At 62.0% G+C, this 24440-nt stretch carries 21 protein-coding genes; 5 read left to right on the top strand and 16 right to left on the bottom strand.

Annotated elements, in window-relative coordinates; genetic code table 11:
* Positions 1-5 precede the first annotated feature (5 nt).
* From BLT86_RS22415 to BLT86_RS22405, 3 genes are all read left to right on the top strand, one after another.
* Complete coding sequence (locus BLT86_RS22415; RefSeq protein WP_370730837.1) at positions 6-491, top strand: TIGR02281 family clan AA aspartic protease; 486 nt, start codon at positions 6-8, stop codon at positions 489-491.
* A 7-nt stretch (positions 492-498) separates the two neighbouring features.
* Positions 499-2748 carry a DNA topoisomerase IV subunit A gene (parC, locus tag BLT86_RS22410; protein WP_021487844.1) on the top strand — a complete coding sequence of 750 codons (2250 nt, stop codon included), beginning with the start codon at positions 499-501 and terminating at the stop codon, positions 2746-2748.
* Positions 2749-2920: 172 nt separating this feature from the next.
* Positions 2921-3643 carry a PqiC family protein gene (locus BLT86_RS22405; RefSeq protein WP_021487843.1) on the top strand — a complete coding sequence of 241 codons (723 nt, stop codon included), beginning with the start codon at positions 2921-2923 and terminating at the stop codon, positions 3641-3643.
* 79 nt (positions 3644-3722) lie between these two features.
* Here the strand turns inward: BLT86_RS22405 and BLT86_RS22400 are convergent, their stop codons facing one another.
* The 4 genes from BLT86_RS22400 to msbA all read right to left on the bottom strand — a co-directional run bounded on the left by BLT86_RS22400 (position 3723) and on the right by msbA (position 9646).
* Entirely contained in the window at positions 3723-4934 is a 1212-nt protein-coding gene (locus BLT86_RS22400) for an acyl-CoA dehydrogenase family protein (protein ID WP_021487842.1), read from the bottom strand.
* A 14-nt stretch (positions 4935-4948) separates the two neighbouring features.
* Positions 4949-6220: an acyl-CoA dehydrogenase family protein gene (locus tag BLT86_RS22395; protein WP_017678629.1), complete on the bottom strand. Its 1272-nt coding sequence runs from the start codon at positions 6218-6220 to the stop codon at positions 4949-4951.
* A 154-nt stretch (positions 6221-6374) separates the two neighbouring features.
* Positions 6375-7796: a bifunctional D-glycero-beta-D-manno-heptose-7-phosphate kinase/D-glycero-beta-D-manno-heptose 1-phosphate adenylyltransferase HldE gene (gene hldE, locus BLT86_RS22390; protein WP_021487841.1), complete on the bottom strand. Its 1422-nt coding sequence runs from the start codon at positions 7794-7796 to the stop codon at positions 6375-6377.
* Positions 7797-7837: 41 nt separating this feature from the next.
* A complete protein-coding gene (msbA, locus tag BLT86_RS22385; RefSeq protein WP_092379719.1) occupies positions 7838-9646 on the bottom strand; it encodes a lipid A export permease/ATP-binding protein MsbA in 1809 nt (602 codons plus the stop codon).
* 144 nt (positions 9647-9790) lie between these two features.
* Between msbA and BLT86_RS22380 the strand changes: the two genes are divergently transcribed.
* Positions 9791-10948: an O-antigen ligase family protein gene (locus BLT86_RS22380; protein WP_021487839.1), complete on the top strand. Its 1158-nt coding sequence runs from the start codon at positions 9791-9793 to the stop codon at positions 10946-10948.
* The gene (locus BLT86_RS22375; RefSeq protein ID WP_021487838.1) at positions 10945-11610 is read left to right on the top strand and encodes a BUD32 family EKC/KEOPS complex subunit; all 666 of its coding nucleotides are present in this window, start codon (positions 10945-10947) and stop codon (positions 11608-11610) included. Before BLT86_RS22380 ends, BLT86_RS22375 begins: the two co-directional genes overlap by 4 nt.
* 11 nt (positions 11611-11621) lie before the next feature.
* Here BLT86_RS22375 and BLT86_RS22370 read toward each other — a convergent pair whose 3' ends face one another.
* The 12 genes from BLT86_RS22370 to waaF all read right to left on the bottom strand — a co-directional run bounded on the left by BLT86_RS22370 (position 11622) and on the right by waaF (position 24394).
* A complete protein-coding gene (locus BLT86_RS22370; RefSeq protein ID WP_021487837.1) occupies positions 11622-12491 on the bottom strand; it encodes a glycosyltransferase family 2 protein in 870 nt (289 codons plus the stop codon).
* A complete protein-coding gene (locus BLT86_RS22365; protein WP_021487836.1) occupies positions 12488-13630 on the bottom strand; it encodes a glycosyltransferase in 1143 nt (380 codons plus the stop codon). The genes BLT86_RS22370 and BLT86_RS22365 overlap by 4 nt, the downstream gene beginning before the upstream one ends.
* Positions 13627-14562 (bottom strand): glycosyltransferase family 2 protein, encoded by a 936-nt coding sequence (locus BLT86_RS22360; protein WP_021487835.1) that lies wholly within the window; start codon positions 14560-14562, stop codon positions 13627-13629. The genes BLT86_RS22365 and BLT86_RS22360 overlap by 4 nt, the downstream gene beginning before the upstream one ends.
* Positions 14562-15626, bottom strand: a complete 1065-nt coding sequence (locus BLT86_RS22355) for a glycosyltransferase family 9 protein (RefSeq protein ID WP_092379716.1) — start codon at positions 15624-15626, stop codon at positions 14562-14564. The genes BLT86_RS22360 and BLT86_RS22355 overlap by 1 nt, the downstream gene beginning before the upstream one ends.
* Positions 15627-15632: 6 nt before the next feature.
* Complete coding sequence (locus tag BLT86_RS22350; protein ID WP_092379714.1) at positions 15633-17363, bottom strand: carbamoyltransferase family protein; 1731 nt, start codon at positions 17361-17363, stop codon at positions 15633-15635.
* A gap of 99 nt (positions 17364-17462) precedes the next feature.
* Complete coding sequence (locus tag BLT86_RS22345; protein WP_092379711.1) at positions 17463-18908, bottom strand: lipopolysaccharide kinase InaA family protein; 1446 nt, start codon at positions 18906-18908, stop codon at positions 17463-17465.
* Positions 18905-19654, bottom strand: a complete 750-nt coding sequence (locus BLT86_RS22340; RefSeq protein WP_092379709.1) for a lipopolysaccharide kinase InaA family protein — start codon at positions 19652-19654, stop codon at positions 18905-18907. Before BLT86_RS22340 ends, BLT86_RS22345 begins: the two co-directional genes overlap by 4 nt.
* Positions 19651-20388, bottom strand: coding sequence for a lipopolysaccharide kinase InaA family protein (locus tag BLT86_RS22335; RefSeq protein WP_092379708.1), 738 nt, complete (start codon positions 20386-20388; stop codon positions 19651-19653). The genes BLT86_RS22340 and BLT86_RS22335 overlap by 4 nt, the downstream gene beginning before the upstream one ends.
* On the bottom strand, positions 20381-21214 hold the full coding sequence (rfaP, locus tag BLT86_RS22330; protein WP_092379705.1) for a lipopolysaccharide core heptose(I) kinase RfaP: 834 nt from the start codon (positions 21212-21214) through the stop codon (positions 20381-20383). Before rfaP ends, BLT86_RS22335 begins: the two co-directional genes overlap by 8 nt.
* The gene (locus BLT86_RS22325; protein WP_092379703.1) at positions 21211-22335 is read right to left on the bottom strand and encodes a glycosyltransferase family 4 protein; all 1125 of its coding nucleotides are present in this window, start codon (positions 22333-22335) and stop codon (positions 21211-21213) included. The genes rfaP and BLT86_RS22325 overlap by 4 nt, the downstream gene beginning before the upstream one ends.
* Before the next feature lie 9 nt (positions 22336-22344).
* Positions 22345-23349, bottom strand: coding sequence for a lipopolysaccharide heptosyltransferase RfaC (gene rfaC / locus BLT86_RS22320; RefSeq protein WP_092379701.1), 1005 nt, complete (start codon positions 23347-23349; stop codon positions 22345-22347).
* A 1-nt stretch (position 23350) separates the two neighbouring features.
* Positions 23351-24394 (bottom strand): lipopolysaccharide heptosyltransferase II, encoded by a 1044-nt coding sequence (gene waaF / locus BLT86_RS22315; protein WP_092379698.1) that lies wholly within the window; start codon positions 24392-24394, stop codon positions 23351-23353.
* Between the last annotated feature and the right edge of the window lie 46 nt (positions 24395-24440).

The raw sequence follows: 24440 nt of genomic DNA, 5'->3' as shown, positions 1-24440 counted from the left end.
GAGTGATGTTGGTGCTCGCCTGGGGCGCCGGCCTGCTGCTGGCCACGCACTTCTTCGGTAACTGGGAAGATCGCCAGCGCAACCCCAACCAGACACCGCAGTCGGTGCATGGCGATGGTTTCGTCGAGGTGAGCCTGGCCAGCAGTCGTCAGGGTCACTACCTGGTCAATGGCCAGATCGATGGGAATGACGTGACCTTCCTGCTCGACACCGGCGCCACCCAGGTGGCAATACCCAGCGCGGTGGCCGAGCGTCTTGGCCTGCAACGCGGCGCGCCGATCATCATCAGCACGGCCAACGGCCGTGCTACCGGGCATCGCACACGCCTGGCCAGCCTGCGCCTGGGCGATATCGAACTACGTGACGTCGCCGCACTGATCGCCCCAGGCATGGACGGCGACGAAGTGCTGCTGGGCATGAGCGCCCTGAAACAACTCGAATTCAGTCAGAAGGGCGGCACCCTGGTGCTGCGCCAATCAACCTTGCAATGAGGCCCGCATGAGCGAATCCCTCGATTTGAGCCTGGAAGGCGTTGAACGCCGGTCACTCGCCGATTTCACCGAGCAGGCTTATCTCAACTACTCCATGTACGTGATCATGGACCGCGCCCTGCCGCACATCGGCGACGGCCTGAAACCCGTACAACGACGCATCATCTACGCCATGAGCGAATTGGGCCTGGACGCCGACTCCAAGCACAAGAAATCCGCGCGTACCGTCGGTGACGTGCTCGGCAAGTTCCACCCGCACGGCGACAGTGCCTGCTATGAAGCCATGGTGCTGATGGCGCAGCCGTTCAGCTACCGCTACACCCTGGTCGACGGTCAGGGCAACTGGGGGGCACCGGACGATCCCAAGTCCTTCGCCGCCATGCGTTATACCGAGGCGCGCCTGTCGCGCTACTCCGAGGTGCTGCTGTCCGAGCTGGGCCAGGGCACCGTCGACTGGGTACCCAACTTCGACGGCACCATGAACGAGCCGGCGACCCTGCCGGCGCGCCTGCCCAACCTGCTGCTCAACGGCACCACCGGCATCGCCGTCGGCATGGCCACCGACGTGCCGCCGCACAACCTGCGCGAGGTGGCGGCCGCCTGCGTACGCCTGCTGGACGAGCCTGGCGCCACTGTCGAGCAGCTTTGTGAACACATTCAGGGGCCGGACTTCCCCACCGAAGCCGAAGTCATCACGCCCAAGGCCGATCTGCTGAAGATCTACGAGACTGGCCGCGGCTCGGTGCGCATGCGCGCCGTCTATCGCATCGAGGACGGCGATATCGTCGTCACCGCCCTGCCGCACCAGGTGTCCGGGGCCAAGGTGCTGGAGCAGATCGCCGCGCAGATGCAGGCCAAGAAGCTGCCGATGGTCGCCGACCTGCGTGACGAGTCGGATCATGAGAACCCGACCCGCATCGTCATCATCCCGCGCTCCAACCGCGTCGATGCCGACGAACTGATGACCCACCTGTTCGCCACCACCGATCTGGAGTCCAGCTACCGAGTCAACACCAACGTCATCGGTCTCGACGGCAAGCCGCAAGTCAAGGATCTGCGCAACCTGCTCAGCGAGTGGCTGGTGTACCGCGTCGGCACCGTGCGCCGTCGCCTGCAGTTCCGCCTGGACAAGGTGGAAAAGCGCCTGCACCTGTTGGAAGGCTTGCTGATCGCCTTCCTCAACCTCGACGAGGTGATCCGCATCATCCGCACCGAGGATTCGCCCAAGCCGGTGCTGATGGAAACCTTCGGCCTTACCGATGTGCAGGCCGACTACATCCTCGACACCCGCCTGCGTCAACTGGCGCGCCTGGAAGAGATGAAGATCCGCGGCGAGCAGGACGAGCTGGCCAAGGAGCGCGAGAAACTCCTGGCCCTGCTCGGCAGCGAAGCCAAGCTGAAGAAGCTGGTACGCAAGGAAATCATCGAGGACGCCGAGAAGTACGGCGATGACCGCCGCTCGCCGATCGTCGCCCGCGCCGAGGCCAAGGCCCTCTCGGAAACCGAGCTGATGCCGACCGAACCGGTCACCGTGGTGCTCTCGGAAAAAGGCTGGGTGCGCTGCGCCAAGGGCCATGACATCGACGCCACCGGCCTGTCCTACAAGGCTGGCGACGGCTTCAAGGCCGCAGCGCCGGGGCGCTCGAACCAGTACGCAGTCTTTATCGACTCGACAGGTCGCAGTTATTCGCTCGCCGCCCACAGCCTGCCGTCGGCACGCGGCCAGGGCGAACCGCTGACCGGTCGTCTGACGCCACCACCAGGGGCGACCTTCGAATGCGTGATGCTGCCGGAAGACAGCGCCCTGTACGTCATCGCCTCCGACGCTGGCTACGGTTTCGTGGTCAAGGGTGAGGATCTGCAGGCCAAGAACAAGGCGGGCAAGGCACTGCTGACGCTACCCAACGGCGCCAAGGTGGTCGCACCCAAGCCAGTCAGTAACCTGGAAGACGACTGGTTGGCCGCGGTGACTACCGAAGGTCGCCTGCTGCTGTTCAAGGTCACCGATCTGCCGCAACTGGGTAAAGGCAAGGGCAACAAGATCATCGGCATTCCCGGCGAGCGCGTAGCCTCGCGTGAGGAATATCTGACCGATCTGGCCGTACTGCCCAGCGGCGCCAGTTTGGTTTTGCAGGCCGGGAAGCGTACCCTGACACTCAAAGCCGACGACCTCGAGCATTACAAGGGCGAGCGCGGCCGCCGCGGTAACAAGCTGCCGCGAGGCTTCCAGCGCGTCGACCAGTTGCTGGTGGAATAGCGTCGGCAACACGCCCCGTTCGTCCGGGATATCCGCGCTACCAGCCAGCAGGCAAGGCTGGAGTCGTAGCGCGGTTTGACGGATGATACGCACCCCGGGTCATGCGCAAATGACCCCACAGCATGATATGGGATCGATATGCAGCTGCCCCAGAAGCGGCTGCCTGGAATTAATGATGACTGTAGTACGCCCTATGGCGCTGCTTCTGACCATGCTGCTCGCATTGAGTGGTTGCAGTCTGCTGCAGCAGAAGCCGGTTCCCCTTTACCAACTTGACAGCGGCCAGGCCGTGACGCCGACCAAGGACAATGGCGTGACCGTGCTGGTCGGCCCGATCAGCGTGGCCGACTACCTGCGCCAGCAGAATCTGCTGCAGCGTCAGGCCGACGGCAGCCTGGTCGCAGCTCAGGACGCTCGCTGGGCCAGCGGCCTGGCCAATGACATCGACCAGCAGATGCTGCGCCAGCTGGCCTGGCGCCTGGATAGCCAGCGCCTGGTTCTAGCCCCGGCGGCACCAGGCTTCAGTGCCGATGCACAGGTCATGCTGACCATCACCCGCCTGGACTCCGGGCCAACCCAGCCGGCCGTACTGGAGGCGCAATGGCGCCTGCTCGACCGCCGCGGGCAGCTACGCGACAGCCGTCTGATCCGCCTGGAAGAGCCGCACAACGGCCCTCTGGCCGAACAGGTCAAGGCGCAGAGCACCCTGCTGCAGCGCCTGGCCGCTGAACTGGCTGTGGCCATTCAACCCATCGCTGCAGCCGAGCCTACCCCCGAGCCGCCGCGCAAGAAGCCTCCAGTGGCCAAAGCCAAACCGCAGGACCCAGCCGCTGCCGGGCCGAAGATTCCGGTGGCGGAACCGATCAAGATCGATACGGAAGTCTTCCGTTTCTAAGAGAAAGCCCGCAGATGCGGGCTTTTTCTTGTAGGGTGCACCACGTGCACCAAGCTCGCGGCGGATTGGATTACCTTGATTACTTGAGCTCGCTGGAACTCTTGCCCAGCAGGCGCCGGGCGACGATCAGCAACTGAATCTGCTGGGTGCCTTCGAAGATATCGAGAATCTTCGAATCGCGTGCCCACTTCTCCAGCAACTCATCCTCACCGTAGCCCAGCGCACCGGCCAGCTCCACGCACTTGAGCGTCACCTCGCTGGCCACACGTCCGGCCTTGGCCTTGGCAATCGAGGCCTCTTTCGAGTTGGGCAACTTGTTGTCAGCCATCCAGGCAGCCTTCAAGGTCAACAGACGCGCCGCCTCCCATTCCGCCTCCAGGCGATACAACGTGGCCTCGGCATGGGTAACGCTCAGCAGTGGCTTGGCGTAATCAAAGCGGCAACCGGCCTTGCTCAGCAATTCACGGGTACGCTCCAGCGCCGCGCGCGCCACGCCGACCGCCATGCCAGCAACCAGCGGCCGAGTGTTGTCGAAGGTTTCCATGACCCCGGCAAAGCCCTTTTGCACGTCGATCTCGGCGTTGCCCAGCAGGTTGGCCGCCGGCACCCGACAATCGCTGAGGCTGATCGAAGCCGTATCGGATGCCTTTATCCCCAGCTTCTTCTCCAGACGTGTAATCGTCATCCCCGGCGTGCCCTTCTCCACTACAAAGGACTTGATCGCCGCACGCCCCAGACTTCTGTCCAGCGTGGCCCAAACCACCACGGCATCGGCGCGCCCGCCGGAGGTGACGAAGATCTTCTCGCCGTTGAGGATGTAGTGGTCGCCATCCTTTACCGCCGTGGTGCGAATCGCCGCCGAATCCGAACCACAGCCCGGCTCGGTAATGGCCATGGCCGCCCAGGTCTTGCCGAACCGCGCCAGTTGCTCGTCATTGGCCACCGCAGCAATGGCCGCGTTGCCCAGCCCCTGACGCGGCATGGCCAGCAGCAGGCCGACATCGCCCCAGCACAGCTCAATCACGCCGAGCAGCGCAGCCATGTTGCCACCATTCTTGATGCCTGCCTGCTGCTCACGTGCTGCCCCACGCTTGCTGGCCGAGCCGGCACCGACGGCGTCGGGTGAGCCCTCGTTCATGCCGTCGAGCAGCGCGGCGAGCAGGTCCAGCTCCTTGGGATAGGCGTGCTCGGCCTGGTCGTACTTGCGCGAGATCGGCCGGAAATAGTGCTTGGCCACCTGCTGCGCCTGCTGCTGCAGGCCGCGGAATTTCTTCGGGGTTTCCAGGTTCATGGTTGCCTGCCTGTTCAGAGATGAAGGCCGCCAGCGAGCACCGCCAAGCTGCGCAGGTCGCGATACCAGCGCTCGACCGGGTGCTCCTGGGTAAAACCATGGCCACCGAGCAGCTGCACCGCGTCGGAGCCGATCTTCATCGCCTTATCCACGCAGAGCAGACGTGCCAGGTACGCCTCACGGCGAAACGGCAGACCAGACTCTGCACGGGCGCAGGCACGCCAGAGCAGCAGGCGCATGGCGTCCAGCTCGATGGCGATGTCGGCCACCATGAAGGCCACCCCCTGGCGATGACTGATCGGCTCGCCGAACGCCTGGCGCTCGTTGCAGTAGGTCGTCACGTAGTCCAGTGCCGCCTGCGCCGTACCGACTGCAAGGGCACAGAATGCCAAGGCCGAATAATCGAGAAAGGCCGGAAAGTCGAAGCCATCAGCTGCCAGACGGCAATCGCTAGAAACCTTGACGCCTTTCAGCTCAATACGTGTCAACCCACAAGCCTTGAGCCCCATGCCCGGCTCGGCACGGCGACAGACACCTTTGCTCGCCGCATCGACGATAAACAGCGCCGGGCCATCAACTGCCTGAGCGCTTACGATCAATCGACTGGCAGCCAGACCGGCGATGACCAGCGCCTTCTCCCCATCGAGCAGATAGTGCTTGCCGCGCTTGCGCGCCCGCGTCGCGGGCTGACCAGCATCGGTCAATACGCCAGGCTCTGTTACCGCCAACGCGAAGCCTGGCACGCCCTGTTCACTGACAAATGCCGGCAACCAGGCAGCCTGCTGCGCAGAGCTTCCCCAGCGCCGAATGCAATTGGCGGCAGACAGCGGAACCAGCAAGGCCGCGGCCAGAGAAAAGTCGCCCTGCGCCAGGCTCTCGGCGATCAGCGCGTTGCTCAGCACGGTGCGCTCCCCAGCAAGACCACCTTGTGCCTCGGCAACACCATAGTGTGCCAGGCCCAGTTCATGCGCCTGATTGAGCAGTGCGGCAGGCACGTGAGCCTCGGCGTCGGCCCCGGGCGCAGCCGGGCGCAGAACCTCCAGCGCAAAGCCCTGGAGCATGTCTACCAGCATCTGCTGCTCTTCGGTCAGTGACAGATCAAACAGGTCATCGGCTGCCGCGCGCGACTTGTTGCTGGTGCCGCCGGCGGCCAAGCGAAAACTGGCGCGGCTACCGCTATAGACGAGCTTCTCGAAGGATTTGCGTACCTTGAGGCGGTCTGGCCAGTCGGCCTGGGCCAGTTTGCTCAGAACGCTCAGGGCCTGGCCCTGGGTATCGACGATCATGGCATCTCGCTCCACGTGAGAGATGCCATCGATGATGCGCTGCCGACTGGCACACGCCTATGACCCTCAAGACGCGGCGCGGCGGCAATCGGGTCAAGCCGTCGCCAGGGAAACGTACTGGCTGAGCAAGACCTGCGCCTTGCTCAGCCAGCCGTCATTTGCTGCGAATCTTCTCGACGATCGCGGTGGTCGAGCTGTTTTCCACCAAGCCGAGCACACGCACTTCGCCGCCATAGGCTTGGACGATATCGGCACCTACCACCTGATCGATACCGTAATCGCCGCCCTTGACCAGCACATCCGGCTGCACCTGCTTGAGCAGGCGCTCGGGCGTGTCTTCACCGAAGCTCACCACCCAATCCACCGCCCCCAGGCCGGCGAGCACTGCCATGCGCCGGTCGACGGCATTGATCGGACGCCCCGGACCTTTCAGGCGGCTGACCGAGGCGTCATCGTTGATCGCCACGATCAGACGGTCGCCCTGCGCGCGCGCTTGCTCCAGATAGGTCACGTGGCCGGCGTGAAGGATGTCGAAGCAGCCGTTGGTGAAAACGATCTTCTCGCCATGGGCGCGGGCGTCGTCAATGGCGATCAGCAACTGATCCAGGCTCAGCACGCCACGCTCGGAACCTTCTTCACGCTGTACCGCGCGACGCAGCTCGGGTGCACTGATGGCAGCAGTGCCCAGCTTACCGACAACGATGCCGGCAGCCAGGTTGGCCAGGGCCACCGCCAGCGGCAACTCTTCGCCGGCAGCAATGGAAGCTGCAAGGGTGGAAATAACCGTATCGCCTGCGCCGGTGACATCGAACACCTCGCGGGCGCGAGCCGGCAGGTGCAGCGGGGCGTGATCCGGACGCAGCAGGGTCATGCCGTGCTCGCCACGGGTCACCAGCAGGGCCCCCAGCTCCAGTTCGCGCATCAGCGTGGCACCCTTGCTGACCAGCTCGGCTTCATCGGCGCAACCGCCAACGATAAGCTCGAACTCGTGCAGATTGGGGGTGATCAGGCTGGCGCCACGGTAGATGGAAAAGTCCTTGCCCTTGGGATCGGCCAGCACCGCAATGCCCTTGTTGCGCGCGGCCTGGATCAGCACCTGATGATTCTGCAGCGCACCCTTGCCATAGTCCGATAGCACAAGCACCTTGATCCCATCGAGCAACGTATCGACCTCACGCGCCAGGGCGACGGTGTCGGTGTTGAACGGTTCCTCGAAGTCCATACGCAGCAGTTGCTGGTGACGGCTCATCACCCGCAACTTGACGATGGTCGGCTGGTCGTCGAGGCGCTGGAAATGAGTTTCCACGCCGGCGCCATTCAGGCTGTCGCTGAGGCTTTCGGCGGCCTCATCATTACCGGTCACGCCAACCAGCAAGGCCCGCGCACCGAGTGCGGCGATATTCAGGGCCACGTTGGCAGCACCACCGGGACGATCCTCGATCTGGTCGACACGCACCACCGGAACCGGCGCCTCCGGAGAAATCCGCGAGGTGCCGCCATGCCAATAGCGATCAAGCATCACGTCGCCCACCACCAGAACGGCGGCTTGATCGTAGCGAGGCATGGTTAACTTCATATGAACTCCGGAGGCCTTAGTCTTGGCGGGCTCGTAGTTTATCAGGCGATATCCAGCGGCGCGCCTTCATCGAGCCCCATAGAGTGCAAACGTGCGTAGAAACCGTTTTGGGCCAGCAACTGGTCATGAGTACCGCGCTCGACGATGTGCCCCTGATCCATCACCAGGATCATATCGGCCTTCTCGATGGTCGACAGACGATGTGCAATCACCAACGTGGTTCGGCCCTCCATGACCCGATCCAGCGCGGCCTGGATATGCCGCTCGGACTCAGTGTCAAGGGCCGAAGTCGCTTCGTCCAGAACAAGGATCGATGCGTCCTTGAGCAAAGCCCGTGCAATTGCCAAGCGCTGGCGCTGGCCACCTGACAGCAGCACGCCGTTCTCGCCAACCTCGGTATCCAGCCCCTGCGGCAGCTTGTCGATGAACTCCTTGGCATAGGCCGCTTCGACCGCCTGCTCAATCGCTTCACGCGGAGCACCGGCCAGGTCGCCATAGGCAATATTGCTGGCCACACTGTCATTGAACAGAGTGACCTGCTGCGTAACCAGAGCAATATGACGCCGCAGATTACGCAATTTGTATTGCTCGACGTCTACCCCATCCAGCAGGATCTGACCCGTTTCGTGATGGTAGAAACGGGGAATCAGATTGGCCAGGGTCGATTTCCCGCTACCGGAACGCCCAACCAATGCCACCATCTGCCCGGGCTCAGCGGTAAAGCTGATATCGCTGAGCACAGGTTTTTCCGCGCCCGGGTACTGGAAGCTGAGATTACGGACTTCCAGTCGGCCACTGATGCGCTCGCGCTCTATCGTGCCCTGATCGACCTCCGGCACCTCATCGAGCTGCTCGAAGATGCTCTCGGCGCCCGCCACACCTTTCTGGATGGTCGAACTGACCTCTGAAAGCTGGCGAATCGGCTTCGGCAGCAGGCCGGCTGCAGTGATGTAGGCAACCATGTCGCCCGCCGTGGCGTCGCCACGCAGCAGCAGCACCAGGAACATCAACACCGCCATCGCGCTGTAGATCACCAGCTGCAGCATCGGCGTGTACACCGCGCCGGTCTTAGTCATGCGCAGCTGCTTCTCGGTGTTGTCCTGGCTGGCAGCAGTAAAACGCTGGGACTCGTAGGTCTCCCCGCCAAAGCTGCGTACCACGCGATACCCCTGGATCGTCTCGGAAGCGACATGGGTGACATCGCCCATCGCCACCTGGATCTTCTTACTCTGCTTGCGGAATTTCTTGCTGGCACTGCTCACCATCACCGCGATCAGCGGCAGGATTGCCAGCATCACCAGAGTCAGTTGCCAGTTCATCCACAGCAAGTAGGCGAACAGGAAGATGATGGTCAGCCCTTCACGGATAACCACCTTGATGGCATCCGTCGCTGCTCCTGTGACCATCGTGACGTTGAAGGTTATGCGCGAGATCAGGTGACCGGAGTTGTGGCTGTCGAAATAGCGGTTCGGCAACACCATGAGGCTGTTGAACAGTGCGATACGCAAGTCGTGAACCAGGCCCAGCGAGACCCTGGCCAGGAAATAGTTACCCAGAAAGGAGCCAACCCCCTGCCAGGCGGCGATCAGGACGATGAGCAGGGGCACCGTCTGCAGTAGTTGCAGATCGCGCAGGTAGGGCACCGTGGGAAACAGCACGACCTCGGGGTTGGACAGGCCATCCACAAAGTACTTGAGGATGCCTGCCAGCATCGGCTGGGTCGACGCAAAAATGATGTAGCCCAGGATACTGATCAGGAACATGCCGATGTAGGGGCGAACGTAACCCAGCAGGCGGAGATAGATTTTTAGGCTGCTAGATGGGCTTGCAGTGGTGTGCTTGTCGGTCATGCGCTCACACTTCGACTTGGCCGAAAAAGCGCGAATTCTAGCACAGATGCAGCCTACCCCCCCGAGGATGCATTAAGATGCCGCCCATTCAAAAATCAGCCACCGGTTTCAAACGTGCAGACATCACTCCCTCCCACACGCTCCATGCGCCTGCGTATCAGCGACTTCATTTCCAGCTACTGGCTGGTGGCGGGCTACCTGGTGTTGTTGAGCGGCCTATTCTGGTCCGCGAACGGCAGCCAGTACACGAAGTTTTTCTACGCGCTGCTCGCCGCCCCCGCCCTGATCGCACTGCTGCTCTCTCCAAAAGTATTCATGCAGTTGCTCAAGGAGCCGATCACGCTGGCCTACTTGGCATTCGCGGCCTGGTTGCTGCTGAGCCTTTCATGGACCCAAGCAGACACCAGCCTGAGCGGCCTGGCCAAGCGGCCACTGTATGTATTCATGATGTTTGCGGCCTGCACCCTGATTGCCTGCAAGGATCAACGCCTGCTGCTCTCCGCACTCAGGGTCGGGGCGTTCCTTGCCGTGGGCGCGGCCGTGATCAATCTGTGCATCTACGCCAACGCCTATCCATCCGAACAACGGCTGATTGGAACCGGAGCGCTCAGCAATCCGCTGCTGACGTCCCATGTGCTGGGCTTTTTCTGCACCTACTGGCTGGCTGGCTGGCTCGCGCAGAGCGAGCGCCGTGACTGGCTACCGATTATCTGTGCCACTCCATTGCTGCTTGCACTTCTTGCCACCGGCTCCCGTACCCCGCTCCTGGCGCTGACCCTGACCAGCCTGTGGATGCTGGTGATGACACCTCGCCGTGGGGCCTACCTGATAGGTGCGCTGATCGCCCTGGCCATCACGACCTTTGCAGCGATGCCGGAGATATTCCTGGAACGCGGACTTTCCTTCCGGCCTCAACTCTGGGCCGACGCCGTTTCCCAGGCGGCCGCGAAGCCGTGGTTCGGATATGGCTACGACAGTAAGTTCATCTTCGACATCCCGGCAATAGGTCACCTTCTGAGTGACCCACATAACGTGGAGCTGGCCGTGCTACTGGAACTCGGCGCCGTCGGACTCATCCTATGGCTGGTGATGTACGGAGCCGCTCTATTCCGCTGCCTGCAACAGAGAAGACACGCCGGTTTTCAGATCGCATCGGCACTGCTCGTCTACGGTATCGCTGCCGGCCTTACCGAGGGCAGCTCCTACCTCTCCAGGCCCAACGAAAGCTGGTTCCTGATCTGGATTCCGCTGTCACTGGTAGCAGCACTTTCCATCCAGCAGCGCCAACTGGACAAACGATGAGAACAATCAGCACCTTGCAGCTCGATGCGCTCCTGCAGAACTCCACCCCGATAGAAAGCGATGGCTTCGGGTTGAAGGTCGCACGCTTGTCGGACGGCAATTTCCTGAAGTTCTACCGGCGCAAGCGGCTGCTGTCGTCGGCGCTCTGGATCCTGCCGAGCAAGCGCTTCGCCAGCAACGTGCAGCGCCTGAAAGAGCTGGGCGTCGCCTGCCCAGATGTCGTGGAGCTGCTGCTCATTCCTGACAGGCAATTGAATGCCGTGCTGTACCGGCCGCTGCCAGGGGACACGCTGCGCAACCACTGGCGCCGGATCGATGCTGAACAGCGCTCAATCGAAGTTCGTCAATTCGGAGCCTTTCTCGCCCATCTGCACCAGTCAGGTGTCTACTTCCGCTCCCTGCACCTGGGCAATGTCCTGCGCTTGCCAGACGGCACACTAGGGCTGATCGACCTGTCGGACATGAAGGTTGGAAGCCACCCGCTCAATGCCGGCAAGCGCAAGCGCAATATTCAGCACATTCTGCGCTACCCGGAAGACACCGCGTGGCTCACACAGCAGCATCGGCAGGACTGGGTAGCGGGCTATGCCCAAAATTGCAGCAGCAGGCACGCGATGAGCTTCGAACGCGCTTTGAACAAGGCCTACCCCCCCCTCCCCTGATCCGCCCGACCTCAGGGCATCATCAGGCGAAAAATCGCGCGAGCCGTCTTCAGATTGCGGTACTTCATCGGCAATTGCGCCAACAGCTCACGAGCCAGCGGCTTGTCATCGCGTGCACACTTGAGCAGCATCGAATTGATGAAGGCCGCGCACACCTTCGGATAATCCGGGTGATCGGCAAAATGCCCATAGGTGCTCAGCACCGCGTCCACCATCATGCGCCGGTTCTTGTAGGTATTGGTTTCATGCACCCTATACTGCGCCAGCACATCGGGGAGCACGTCGATGAAGTATCCGGCCCGGGTAATCTTCAACTCGACCAACAGATCCTCCAGACGGATCTCTGGATCGAAGCCACCGACGGCTTCCAGCACCTCACGTCGAAACAGCAGGGTCGGTGCGGGAGCGCCGGCCTTTTTGTCGTTGAACAGATCCTCAAAATTCAGGCGACGAAACCCAAGCTTGCGCTTACGCCGACACTGCGGCTTTCCCTCTGCATCGATGTACTGGATTTCCCCGGCACAGATACCGACCTCAGGCTTGTCCTGCATATAGGCGACCTGAATAGCGATACGCTCGGGGCACATAATGTCGTCGGAACCAAAAGGCGCGACCAGACTCCCCTGTGAACGAGCTATGCAACCATTCAGGGTACGAGCCAGCCCCTGATTTTCCTGGGCGACGAAATCGAATGCGTGGCGCGCCTGCAATGCCCGGATCCGCACGACACTGTCATCGCTGGAACCGTCATCGACGACCAGCAACTCGATATTCGGATAGGTTTGCGCCAATACGCTTTCGATACAGCGTTCGATGTAGGGCGCATGGTTGTAGGACGAAATGACAACACTGACAAGCGGCTGCCGGTTCGATTCACTCATGAAAAACGCCTTTCATTGCCAACCCCTTCTTCTACCAGCTTGAGGTAGTGTCGGCGAAAATCCTCGATGTCATGAGCCCGACGCAGATAAGCATACGACCGAGCCCCTTCCTCGTCCCGCTCTTGCTTCGTCATTGCCAGCAGATTCATCATGATCGCGGCCAGCAAATCAGGCCGTCCACTCGGAAACAGGCGCCCCCCACAATCCTCAAGGATGGGCTTCAGACTCGGAATATCCGAGCCGATGACAGGAAGATGCCCACTCATACCCTCCAGCAGGGCCAGCGGCAGCCCTTCGCTCAGAGACGGCATGACGAAAGCGTCGAATGCCCTGACATACTGCAGGGCATCCTCACGCGCGCCCAACAGGAACACCGCATCGGCCAGACCAAGGCGCGCGACCAGCGCCTCAAGCTCCTGACGCATGCGACCTTCGCCAATGATGGCCAACTGAGCTTGAGGGTAACGGGCACGCACCTGAGCAAACGCCTCGATCAAGTGGACATGCCCCTTGACCGGTACCAGCCGACCGATAGCCCCGAAGACAAAAGGCTCCTGCGAAAGGCCAAGCAACTCGCGGGCGTATGCTTTGGGATGCTGCAATGTTTCGGCACGATCAATATCGATCGCGTTGTTGATCTGCACCGTATTGGTCGCGTCGAAACCAGCGTCACAACCGATCAGGTAGTCGCGCACAGCCCGGGAGACGCCTACGATACGCCAGTTATCCTTCAGCAACTGACGTGACTCCCAGCGGCGGTATGGGCGATCAAAATCGCCAATCCCATGCTGCACGCCGATGCAAAGCGGAATACGCAACGCACGGTTGAGCAGCATCAGCATGTTCATCGGTTTGAAGCGATGGGCGATCACCACATCGAAACGCTCAGCCCGGATCAGACGATAAAGGCGCCACAAGGCTCGTAGCCGTACCCCTTTAAGGTCCGACTGACTGAAGCCCAGATATAGGGAGCGTGTAGCACGACTTTCCGGCTCGCCCTCACCAGGCCGCCCACGCAGAAACAGTGTGGTAACTTCGAAGTTGTCTGTGGGCAAACCCTGAATAATCTGCTCGGCCAGATCAGACGCATTGACGTTGTAACGGTTCTGCATCTGCAGAACCTTGATCTTGCGGCTCATACGCCCATCCCGAGCCACAGGCGAACAGCCTTGCGCATATACGATCCCTTGAGCACCACCCGCCAATCGCAGCGAAAGGCAGCACTGAAATAGTGTTTGGCAGCATCCACATCGCTCGCCAGGTAGGCGCTGCGAAACAGCGACAAGCTGCGCTGCACGTAAAACTCGGGCTTCAGCCCTTGAAAACGCTGATCCAGCCGACGGGGAGAAAACACCTCATCGACCAGCGCCAATCCACCGGCCTTAGCGTGGCTGAACTGGTGCCGCAGGCTGTCGTCGTGCTTGTGAACCAATGCCAATGGCTGCGCTATCAACGAGCAGGGGTAGTTGGCCACGGCCTGGGCGAACACGGGGATGTCCTCCGCACTGCGAAACTGCTCGGGGTAGTCGCCCCGCTTGAAGACCTCGCGGTGCATGACGCAAGCGCCATTGGACAGCGCCAGGCGCTTGTCCAGCAGATAGGCACGCAGACGCTGCACCGGGTCCTCCGGAAGCGATTCGGGCAGGTGCTCCCGACGCTTGCCGTCGGGCGAAACACCAATGTGCCCACCGATTACCAGGCGCGTATGCGGGTGGGCGGCCAGATGTTCGGTCAAAGCCTGCAGCGCACCGGGTGCCAACTCGTCGTCGGCATCCAGGAACAGCAGATAATGTCCTGCGGCTTCCCGAATTCCCAGATTTCGAGCGGAGGACGCGCCCCCGTTGTTTTTTCGCAGCGCACGGAAGCGCCCCGGATAACGCGTCTGCAGCTGCTCCAGCACTGCAGCGGTGTCATCGGTCGAGCCGTCATCGACGACAAGCAGCTCGACCGAATCAGCGGATTCGGTCTGGGCCAGCACGGACTCAACTGCGCGTGGCAACACGGCCGCATAGTTGTAGGCTGGAATTACCACTGAAAGCGTGATGCCCGAGCTGTTGCCAGGGATGCCCATCAAACACGTACCTCACTCTTGGCAACCAGCCGTTCGAACGCTCTTTCTACCCGTCCTACACTGAGGAAATACATCCAGGCATTTTTCACTGCCCCCAGAGAAATACGGGGGCGCACCACTGAGTTCTGTCCCCAGCCCGGCCGCCAGCAGAAACCGTCACGACGCTTGCGGTACACCGTCAACACCGGCACACCGAGGGCGGCCGCCAGGTGCCCGACGCCCGAATCATTACCAATTATATAGCCCGACTCATAGAGGTAAGCCGCCAGCTCACGCACATTGGCGAACTGAGGAATCAGAAAGGCCTCGCCCAGGTGTTGGCTCCATTCAGCCCGCTCCTTCGGAGAAAGGACGAACTGTGGGTCGTAACCCTGCTGTTTGAGGCGATGGGCAAGGCGCAGATACTTCTGGACCGGCCAATTCTTCTTCCGGTTATAGGAGGTCGGGTGCAGCATGACCCGCTGCGGATAACGACGCGCGACAAAGTCCACAGGAATGCTGAAACCCGGGTCGCAAGACGCCTGCTCGATGGCCAACTTGCTCCGACAGAACGCTACCGCCTGTTCAACCATGGTGACACAAGGGTCATCGACCACGCGCATCGGTCCTGCGCAGCGGGACAGCGCGCTCATCAGTGCGGCCTTTTCAGGCCCACAGCGTTGCTCGACGCGAGCGCTATGATCCTGAATGTAGGCGGAGTCGACGCGAAGCGTGCCCACGAAGACGTACTGCTTCGCCAATTGCAGCGGATCCTGGTCAATGCCGACCACAATACCGCCGCAGTCGGACAGGACGAGGTCGTAGTCCCCGGCGAGGCTCTGCGTTTCTTCGGGCTTGGGAAACGGCAGCACGGCGAAGTTCGGCAACCAGTCGGCCAAATGCGCCAGGTGGTTGCTGAGCATCGTCACGCGGTAGCCGGCCCGCGCCAGGTTATTGGCCACGACCAGGTAAATCAGGCTATCGCCCAACCCCAGAGAAGGCACTAATGCGATATGACAGTCGGAGCGACTGATCCGCGTTCCTTCGCGTTCCTGCAAAATCCCTTTATGCGTCTCGACAGTCATCGACTACTACTCTTTTACGACAAGAATGTCTTCCATGATCAGGTACTGCAGGTCAGAGCCGTAGAACATGTCCAACGCATCTTTCGGTGAACAGATCATCGGCTCGCCGCGGCGATTCAGCGAGGTATTCAGCGAGACGCCGTTACCTGTCAGTTTTTCCAGTTCCAGCATCATGTCGTAGTAGCGCGGGTTGTACTCGCGTTTGAGGACCTGGGCGCGCGAGGTGCCGTCTTCGTGCACCACTTCGCTCACGCGGGTCTTCCACTCCTCGTTCACTTCGAAGGTGAAGGTCATGAATGGCGACGGGTGATCGACCTTGAGCATCTGCGGGCCGACGGTATCGAGCATGGACGGGCAGAAAGGTCTCCAGCGCTCGCGGAACTTGATCTGTTCGTTGATGCGGTCGGCCACGCCAGGAATGCTCGGGCAGCCAATGATGGAACGACCACCGAGTGCGCGCGGGCCGAACTCCATACGCCCCTGAAACCAGGCCACCGGGTTGCCATCGACCATGATCTTGGCGATGCGCTGCGGCATGTCGTCGATCTTCTGCCACTTCGGTGCGTTCGGGTGGCGAGCGCAGGCGGCAATGATGTCTTCGTTGCTGTACGCCGGGCCGAGATAGACGTGCTCCATCTTCTCCACCGGCACGCCACGCTGGTGCGAGACATAGGCAGCAGCGCCGACCGAAGTACCAGCGTCGCCAGAAGCCGGTTGCACGAACAGTTCCTTCACCTCGGGACGGGCGATGATCTTCTGGTTGAGCTTGACGTTCAGCGCACAGCCACCAGCGAAGGCGATCTTGCCGGTCTCACGGATAATGTCGCCCAGGTAGTAATCCATCATTTCCAGCGCCAGCTTCTCAAACAGCGCCTGCATGCTGGCGGCGTAGTGGATGTAGGGGTCGTCGGCGATATCGCCTTCGCGCTTCGGGCCCAGCCACTCGATCAGCTTGGGCGAAAAGTAGAACCCCTTGCCCTTTTCCTTGTAGCGACGCAGTCCGATGACGTTGGCGTAGTCGGTGTTGATCACCAACTCACCATTCTCGAACTTGGCCAGGCGCGAAAAGTCGTATTTGCTGGCGTCACCATAGGGCGCCATGCCCATGACCTTGAACTCGCCGTCGAGCATCTCGAAACCGAGGAATTCGGTGATAGCACCGTACAGGCCACCCAGTGAATCTGGATCGAAGAACTCCTTGATCTTGTGGATGCGGCCATTCTCGCCGTAGCCGAAGAAGGTGGTGGCGTACTCACCTTTGCCGTCGATGCCGAGGATCGCGGTCTTCTCCTTGAAACCCGAGCAGTGATAAGCGCTGGCGGCGTGGGCCAGGTGGTGTTCGACCGGTTCGATCTTGACCTTCTTGGCATCGAAACCCAGTTGTTCCAGGCACCAGACGATCTTCTTGCGATAACGCTTGTAGCGGCGGTTACCCATGAGAATCGCGTCTAGCGCACGATCCGGCGCATACCAGTAGCGCTTGGCGTAATGCCAACGCGCCTTGCCGAACAGACTGATGGGCGCAAAAGGAATAGCGACCACATCGACGTCGGACGGCTTGATGCCGGCCTGCTCCAGGCAGAACTTGGCGGACTCGTAAGGCATGCGGTTCTTCGCATGCTTATCACGCACGAAGCGCTCTTCTTCGGCGGCAGCGATAAGCTTGCCGTCGATGTATAGCGCGGCGGATGGATCATGGCTCAGGGCGCCGGAAAGGCCGAGGATCGTCAATGCCAAGGATAAAGCCTCTTAAAAAAGCGGCTGCAGGCTTCAAGCGGCAAGCTTCAAGCAACAGCGTTCGTTATTCAGTCGCCCCGGTCGGGCATATTTACTGCCTTAACTGTTCGGTTTTGCCACCACCGATGGAAGGCGCTCGTCCAGAACCTGGTATAGCGTACTGTCCTGCGGCCAGTTACGCAGGAAACGCGCCCGATCCTTCGCATAGGCGGGCGCGAAACTACCGGCGCGACGGTGCTGCTGCATGGCGTCCAGGTCGATCAACATCCAGCGCCCATCCTGCCACAGGATATTGGTGCCTTTGAGATCTCCATGACTGATGCGCTCGCGCAGCAGCGCTGCAAACAGGTCATCCAGCGCCCGCAGTTCCGCTTCGGCTGGTAACTCGCCAGGCGCACAGGACGCGAAACGAGTAATTATATCCACACCCGATGCGTGTTCGGTAACAAGATAGGACCGGCGCCTTAGCCACAGGGTACGACACTCGAGCACAGCGAGCGGTTTGGGCGTAGCGATGCCGAGAAAACTCAGGCGGTTGCCCTCGCACCAGCTATGCCAGGCGCGGCTCGGTCGCCAGAAGCGTTTGAGCCAATGCAGCATGCCCTTGATGTTGTAGCGCTTGATGACCAGTTGCCTGGCACCCTGATCGACTCGCGCGACGGTGGACGAACCACCCAGCTTGAGGGACTGCCCAGCCGCGATAGCGGCGTCAGGGTCAGCCAGCAACAGCGCCAGCAAGGCCTCTTCCTCGCGCCGGACCACCTGCAAGCGTGACGCGCCGCGCCATACGCAAAACGCCGAACAATCGCGCCCGAGCTTGCCCATGAACTGATGCAGACGCGAACCACGGGCCTTGGCTACCGCCTTGAGTAGAGCCTCGAGCGGCAGCGCGTGCTCGCCATTGACCAGCAGGTAATGCACCAGCAGCTCCTCGATGAATGGATCGAGAGCACTCGGGAATTGAGCGAAGAACACCCCCAGATTGGCCAGCACCCTGTCTCGCGACAGGGGTTGACCCGGAGTCTCGGCACGCACGCCGCCACCGTCGATCAGATACAGACCGCCCTGGTGACGCAGCAGGTTGTCCAGGTGCAGATCCTCTTGCCACAGACCTTGCCGGTGTAGCCCGGCAACAGCTGCCAGCGCCTCACCCAATATCTGCTGCCGAGCGTCGTCCAGCCACGCCAGATGGGCCACCGACTGCCAGGCATCTCCCAGGCTGCAAGCATCGGCGAGGAACTCGAAGAGCAACCAACCGCCCTCTCCAGGCATCGAACCGTGGACAAGCAATTCGGGCGTCTTCAGCCCCTGCTCAGCCAGTAGCTGAACGCCGCGCAGCTCGCGGGCGAAATGCCGTTCGGCCTTATCGCCGACCAGCAGCTTGGCCAGCACCTCACGCCCCTGCCACTGCGCCCGACCAACATAGCGCTGACCTGGCAGCACCCGCAAAAGGCTGAGCAACTGGATAGATCCCGCCCCCTTCAGCTCGATCAGCAGCGGTAGCGCAGGGGTACGTCCGGCATCGACCAGGGAAGCAAGTCTCATGAGCGCCCCGCCTTGTCCTTGAACCGTGCCGTGAGACGTTGCAACCAGTACCCCAACTGGCGAGCGTCACCGAGATAGGCAGTCAGGAAACAGGCCACATCGTCATCGCCCCAGGTACTGGCGCGACGCAGCAGGGGTTCCAGATCCTTGACCCGATCACGCTCGCCGAACAACAGCGGCCGGGTCTTTTCCAGGTCGATCAGCTGCGCGACGAAAGCATCGCCGCTGGGTTGAAGGAAAATATGTTTGGGATAGAAACAACCATGCACCTGGCCCTGACCATGTACGCACCGGGCCAGCACCCCACAGGCGCTGGCGATGGCATGGCGTTGCACGGCGGCCAGTTTCGACCAGTTCAGCAGGTAGCTGTCCAGATCCCGCCAACCATCCAGGGCTCGGGTCAGCAGGACGGCGCGGCGCTCGCCGCAAATGCGTCGTTCGGCATAGAACGCCGAACGCATCGCCGGAATGCCCAGGCGCTGATAGCGGCAGGTATTGCGAAACTCCCGCGCCAGGGTCGGTTCACCCAGCGGACGATGCAAGCTACGGGTCAGGTAATTGCTCTGGCGCTTGAGGTAGTAGCCGGTGCCATCGAGGTCGAGCCGGTACACCGTACTCCAACCACCGCGAGAAGCGGTGTTGGGCTCGTCCACGGCAAACAGTTGCAGTGCCCACAGCGCCTCGAAGCTGTCCAGGCCGTGACGCTCGAGCAGCGTTCTATCCTCGCCTTCGATGAAGTCCTTCATTCTCTTCCCTCGAAGTAGCGCAATATCTGCACGATCCGTCGTTTGTCACTGTCATTGAGACGATCGCGACACCGATACTGCAGATAGAAACGCAGGCGCTGGGTGCGCGACAGGTGGTACTTGGCGACCTTGTCCAGGCAAGCGAGATCCTTGACGATCCGGTAGCGCAGGAACGGCCCCCACCAGAAGGTCCCGGCGGGGCAGTCGATGAGAAACAGCCGACGCTGCTCGTCCACCAGGAGGTTGCGCCACTTGAGGTCATTGTGGACGAAGTGATGGTCATGCAGCGTGCGCGTGGCCCTGGCCAACTGGCGGCTGACATCGTCGACCCAGGCCCGGTCATGCAGGCGTGCATCGTCCGTGGCCGCCAGGCGTGACATGTCCAACGTATCGACGACCTCTTGGGTGATCAGCGCGCCTCGGGCGAAAGCGCCGGCCTTGCGCTCCAGACCGTAGGCGGCGATGGGCGCAGTGGGAATACCCCAGGCGGCGAAGTGCTTGAGATTCTGCCATTCGGCCTTGACCCGTGGCCGGCCGATGAAACGGCGCACTCCCTTGCCAGCGCCGTGATAGCGCTTGACGTAATAGCGCAGCCCATCGAATTCGACGCGGATCACGTCCGACAGTGGATCATGGGTGATCGCCTCGCCCTGCAGGGAAAACACCGCGTCCAGACTGGCGAAGGCTTTTGCCGCCTGCGGCGTGGCCAGGGAGGTGACGCGCCATTCACTCATGGTTTGCTCCCGGCGCGTACTTGCGGGCGTAACGAACCAGCAGGCGATCGGCTTTGCGTTGCAGCCAGAGCAGCAGCGCCAACTCCTCCCGCAGGATCTGCCGCAACGGTCGCTCGTTCCCTGCCGCCGCGAAATAACTTTTGAGAAAGCGCAACTTGTCGCGGCGAGTCAGGCCGATATCCAGCACCGAGAAATACAGAGCGGCCAGGTCCTTGTCACGCCAGCGGCGGGGCACTGTGTCTCGCACCTGGGCGCGGTGCAGGTCGATGACCGACAAGTGCAGATCACTGGCCTGAATCGGCCGATCGGTGTGCAGCAGGAAATGGCAGATATAGCAGTCGCGGTGGTTGACCCCAGCGCGGTGCATGTTGCCGGTCATCTGCGCCACTTCGCGGATCAGCGCCCACTTGAGCGCGGCCTTTGGCGGTTGCTGCGCCCAGTTGAGGCTGAGCTGCTCCAGGTCGACGGTCGGCGCCAGCTCTTCGGTGATAATGAACGAGTGCTGGCGTGCGGGATTGGCGCCGTGCTCACCGTAGGCCACGGCGGTCATGGTCGGCACACCGACCTCGGTCAGACGCTGAATCGCCCTCCACTCTTGCGCAGCGCCGAGCACAGGGGCCTTGGCAGTGAGCAGGTTCTTGGCGATTTCTCCCCAGCCGATGCCACGGTGGATCTTGACGAAGTAACCGCGCCCGTCGACCTCGGTGCGCAGGGTGCGACGCCCTTCCAACTCGCGATAGACCTGGCCCTGCAGCGCCTCGACAGCCTCGAAGGCATCGCGGCCCGCCCACAGGCTCTTGAAGGGTTCGGCAAGCATCAGTTTCACGCGCGTCTCTCCGCGAGGATCACGTCGGCGGCCTTCTTCGGCATCGAATACAGGTCGGCGCTATCGGCATAGAGCAGGCCGTTGCGGCGCCAGAAAGCGCGGCGCTCAGGGTCGGCCAGCATATCGGCCAACGTGCGGTTGAGATGGTTCTGCTCGAAGGGGCTGGGCAGCACGCGGCCGCAATCGGCATCGGCGATGTAGTGGGCGTAGCCGCAGACATCGGTGACCAGCACCGGCAAGCCGGATACCAGAGCCTCCAACAGCACGGTGCCGGTGTTCTCGTTATAAGCCGGATGGATCAGCAGATCGGCACCGAGCAGGAAGCGCGGAATGTCGCTGCGGCCCTTGAGTATCTGCACCTGATCGGACAGACCCAGCGCCTTGATCTGCAGCAGGAAGGGCTTGGGATCGTCCTGGCCGATGGCGATCAGACGGGTGCGCTTGCGCAGCTCGCGCGGCAGCGAGGCCAGCGCCTTGAGACTGCGATCCAGCCCCTTGGTCTTGAAGCCGGAGCCAATCTGTACCAGCAGCAGGTCGTCGTCACTCAGCTTGAACTCATGGCGGAATTCGGCGCGAATCTCGGCGGCATTGGCAGGCGCGCGGCGGTCAAAGGCAATGCCGGGCGGCAGCAGGTGGAAACGCTGTAGCGGGGTCTTGTAGTGTTTGACGAACAGCGGCTGCTGCACCTCGGAGATCATCAGAATCTCGGTCTTCGACTCCGGCGCGAATACCGCGCGCTCGTAATCGGCGAAGTGCTTGTAGCGGCCCCAGCGGCGGTAGATCGGGTTGCGCAGGGTCTGCGCCTTGTCCTCGAAGCAGCCGTCGGCGGCGTAGTAGACGTCAAGGCCCGGCATCTTGTTGAAGCCGATCACCCGGTCGACCGGGTCGCGCTTCAAATCGGCCTGCAACCAGGCGCTGAATTTCTCGTTGCGACGATGATTGAACAGCGCCCGCACCGGCGCCACGCGCACATCGAAGCCACCGGGGTTCTCCCCCTCCCAAATCGGCGTGTAAACACGAATGGCATGGCCACGTGCCTGGCATTCGAGGGCGATGCGCATGAAGTCGCGCTGCAGCCCGCCGAAGGGGAAATATTTGTAGAGAACGAAGGCCAGTTGCATAGCCGCTCCTTAAAAGGTGCCGGGAGGCGCGAGCAGCAGCGCCTCCAGTTCCAGCCCGACGCGTTCGGCGCCGAGACCATCGAAGCAGGGCTTGTCACGGTCACCGCTGCCGGCGTTCGGGCCGCTGGCACACAGGTGTATCTGACTACGGCCATAGGCGCCCACCTTGCCAGGCAGCGTCGGGCCATACAGAGAAATATTGGGGACATCCAGCGCAGCAGCCAGGTGGCCGAGGCCGGTGTCGACGGAGACGCACGCACTGGCACCGGCGATCACCTTGGCCACGCCTGCAAGATTCAGCTTCGGCAGCACGGCGGCATGCGTCAGGCCGGCAGCGATGCGCTCGGCACGCGCCTTCTCGGCATCGTTACCCCAGGGCAGGCGCACGGCCCAACCCAGCTCATCCATGCGTTCGGCCAAGGCACGCCAATCGGCTTCGGGCCAGTGCTTGCTGGCCCAGGTGGTGCCATGCAGGAAGACCAGATAGGGCTGTGCCACGGCATCCATCATCGCCGCACGGTTGAGGCCGTAGTCGCCGCTGCCGGACGGCAGCGTATAACCGAGCGCCTTGGCGAACAGCTGGCGCACACGCTCCAGGGCGTGCTGATCCTTGGCCACCGCGTAGCGGCGGTCGTAGAAACGACTGGCCAGCGGCTCACGCGCCGAATCGCGATCCAGCCCCGCTACCGGTGCCGACACGTAACGCGTCAGCCAGGCACTCTTGAGCAGGCCCTGGGCGTCGATCACCAGGTCGTAACGGGTCTCGCGCAGGCGCTGCTTGAAGCGCGCCCACTCACCGCTGCGCCAGGTGCGCAGCGGGTGCTTGCGCCAGCGGCGGATGGCCACCGGGATCACCTGGGAAACAGCCGGATGCCAGGCGGGAATCTCGGCGAAGCCTTCTTCCACCACCCAATCGAAGCGGATACCAGGAATGGCGCGGGCGGCATCGGTCAACGCCGGCAGGGTATGCACCACGTCGCCCAGCGACGAGGTCTTGATGATCAGTACCCGCAAATCAGTCGCCCTCGACCAGGGTCAGGGGCTCACCGACCAGCCGATCCAGCGCCTCGATCACCGGGCGCGGCTTGAGTTCGCGCAGGCAGTTGTAGTGACCGTAACGGCAGGTTCGATCGAAGCAGGGGCTGCACTCCAACCCCATGCGAACGATCTCGACGCGATCGGCCAACGGCGGGGTGAAACCTGGCGAGGTGGAGCCGTAGACCGCCACCAGCGGACGGTTCAGCGCCGCTGCCACATGCATCAGCCCGGAGTCGTTGGACACCACCGCAGTGGCCGCCGACATCAGGTCGATGGCCTCGGCCAGGCTGGTCTGCCCGCACAGGTTGCTGACTTCCTCACGCAGCCCCGGAATCAGGCGCATGCGAATGTCTTCGCCGCCGGCATGGTCGTTCTTCGAGCCGAACAGCCAGACCTGCCAACCCTCGCGAATCTTGATCTCGGCCACCTTGGCATAGTGCTCGGCCGGCCAGCGCTTGGCCTCGCCGAACTCTGCGCCGGGACACAGCGCCAGCACCGGACGATCCAGCTGCAGTTCGAACTTGACCAGCGCGGCATCACGACTGGCTTCATCGATCACCAGACGTGGCTGTGGATAGGGCTGCGACAAGGCAGCGCCGGGCTCATAGGCCAGCGCCATGAAGCGCTCGATCATCAGCGGATAGCGGTCTTTGTCCAGCGTACGAATATCGTTGAGCAAGCCATAGCGCATCTCGCCCTTCCAGCCGGTGCGTTTGGGGATGCCTGCGAACCAGGGCACCAAGGCGGACTTGAGCGAGTTGGGCAGCAGGATCGCCTGATCGTACTGGCCGGCCAGCGACTTGCCGATGCGCCGGCGCGTGGCCAGGTCGAGCACGCCATGACCGAGCGGCAGGCTCAGCGCGGCGCGCACCTCGGGCATACGCTCGAGGATCGGCCGGCTCCAGTCCGGCGCCAGCACATCGATCTCGCACTCGGGGTGGCGCTGCTTCAGGCACTGGAACAGCGTCTGCGCCATCACCATGTCGCCTACCCAGCTTGGCCCAACGATAAGTATCTTCATATTCTTTCCAGAAACGACCGGGGAGGCTTTCGCCTCCCCGTCGAGC

This window comes from Pseudomonas sihuiensis, from assembly GCF_900106015.1.
In the GTDB taxonomy this organism is placed as follows: domain Bacteria; phylum Pseudomonadota; class Gammaproteobacteria; order Pseudomonadales; family Pseudomonadaceae; genus Aquipseudomonas; species Aquipseudomonas sihuiensis.
This window is presented reverse-complemented; position numbering and strand designations above follow the sequence as displayed.

Excerpts from the sequence above, each read along its gene's own strand:
- BLT86_RS22370 (WP_021487837.1), bottom strand. The coding sequence starts at position 12,491 with ATGAGTGAATCGAACCGGCAGCCGCTTGTCAGTGTTGTCATTTCGTCC.
- BLT86_RS22355 (WP_092379716.1), bottom strand. The coding sequence starts at position 15,626 with ATGACTGTCGAGACGCATAAAGGGATTTTGCAGGAACGCGAAGGAACG.
- BLT86_RS22325 (WP_092379703.1), bottom strand. The coding sequence starts at position 22,335 with ATGCAACTGGCCTTCGTTCTCTACAAATATTTCCCCTTCGGCGGGCTG.
- BLT86_RS22340 (WP_092379709.1), bottom strand. The coding sequence starts at position 19,654 with ATGAAGGACTTCATCGAAGGCGAGGATAGAACGCTGCTCGAGCGTCAC.
- BLT86_RS22365 (WP_021487836.1), bottom strand. The coding sequence starts at position 13,630 with ATGAGCCGCAAGATCAAGGTTCTGCAGATGCAGAACCGTTACAACGTC.
- BLT86_RS22360 (WP_021487835.1), bottom strand. The coding sequence starts at position 14,562 with ATGGGCATCCCTGGCAACAGCTCGGGCATCACGCTTTCAGTGGTAATT.
- parC (WP_021487844.1), top strand. The coding sequence starts at position 499 with ATGAGCGAATCCCTCGATTTGAGCCTGGAAGGCGTTGAACGCCGGTCA.
- waaF (WP_092379698.1), bottom strand. The coding sequence starts at position 24,394 with ATGAAGATACTTATCGTTGGGCCAAGCTGGGTAGGCGACATGGTGATG.
- BLT86_RS22380 (WP_021487839.1), top strand. The coding sequence starts at position 9,791 with ATGCGCCTGCGTATCAGCGACTTCATTTCCAGCTACTGGCTGGTGGCG.
- BLT86_RS22395 (WP_017678629.1), bottom strand. The coding sequence starts at position 6,220 with ATGATCGTCGATACCCAGGGCCAGGCCCTGAGCGTTCTGAGCAAACTG.
- BLT86_RS22375 (WP_021487838.1), top strand. The coding sequence starts at position 10,945 with ATGAGAACAATCAGCACCTTGCAGCTCGATGCGCTCCTGCAGAACTCC.
- BLT86_RS22415 (WP_370730837.1), top strand. The coding sequence starts at position 6 with ATGTTGGTGCTCGCCTGGGGCGCCGGCCTGCTGCTGGCCACGCACTTC.
- msbA (WP_092379719.1), bottom strand. The coding sequence starts at position 9,646 with ATGACCGACAAGCACACCACTGCAAGCCCATCTAGCAGCCTAAAAATC.
- hldE (WP_021487841.1), bottom strand. The coding sequence starts at position 7,796 with ATGAAGTTAACCATGCCTCGCTACGATCAAGCCGCCGTTCTGGTGGTG.
- BLT86_RS22400 (WP_021487842.1), bottom strand. The coding sequence starts at position 4,934 with ATGAACCTGGAAACCCCGAAGAAATTCCGCGGCCTGCAGCAGCAGGCG.
- BLT86_RS22405 (WP_021487843.1), top strand. The coding sequence starts at position 2,921 with ATGATGACTGTAGTACGCCCTATGGCGCTGCTTCTGACCATGCTGCTC.
- BLT86_RS22335 (WP_092379708.1), bottom strand. The coding sequence starts at position 20,388 with ATGAGTGAATGGCGCGTCACCTCCCTGGCCACGCCGCAGGCGGCAAAA.
- BLT86_RS22345 (WP_092379711.1), bottom strand. The coding sequence starts at position 18,908 with ATGAGACTTGCTTCCCTGGTCGATGCCGGACGTACCCCTGCGCTACCG.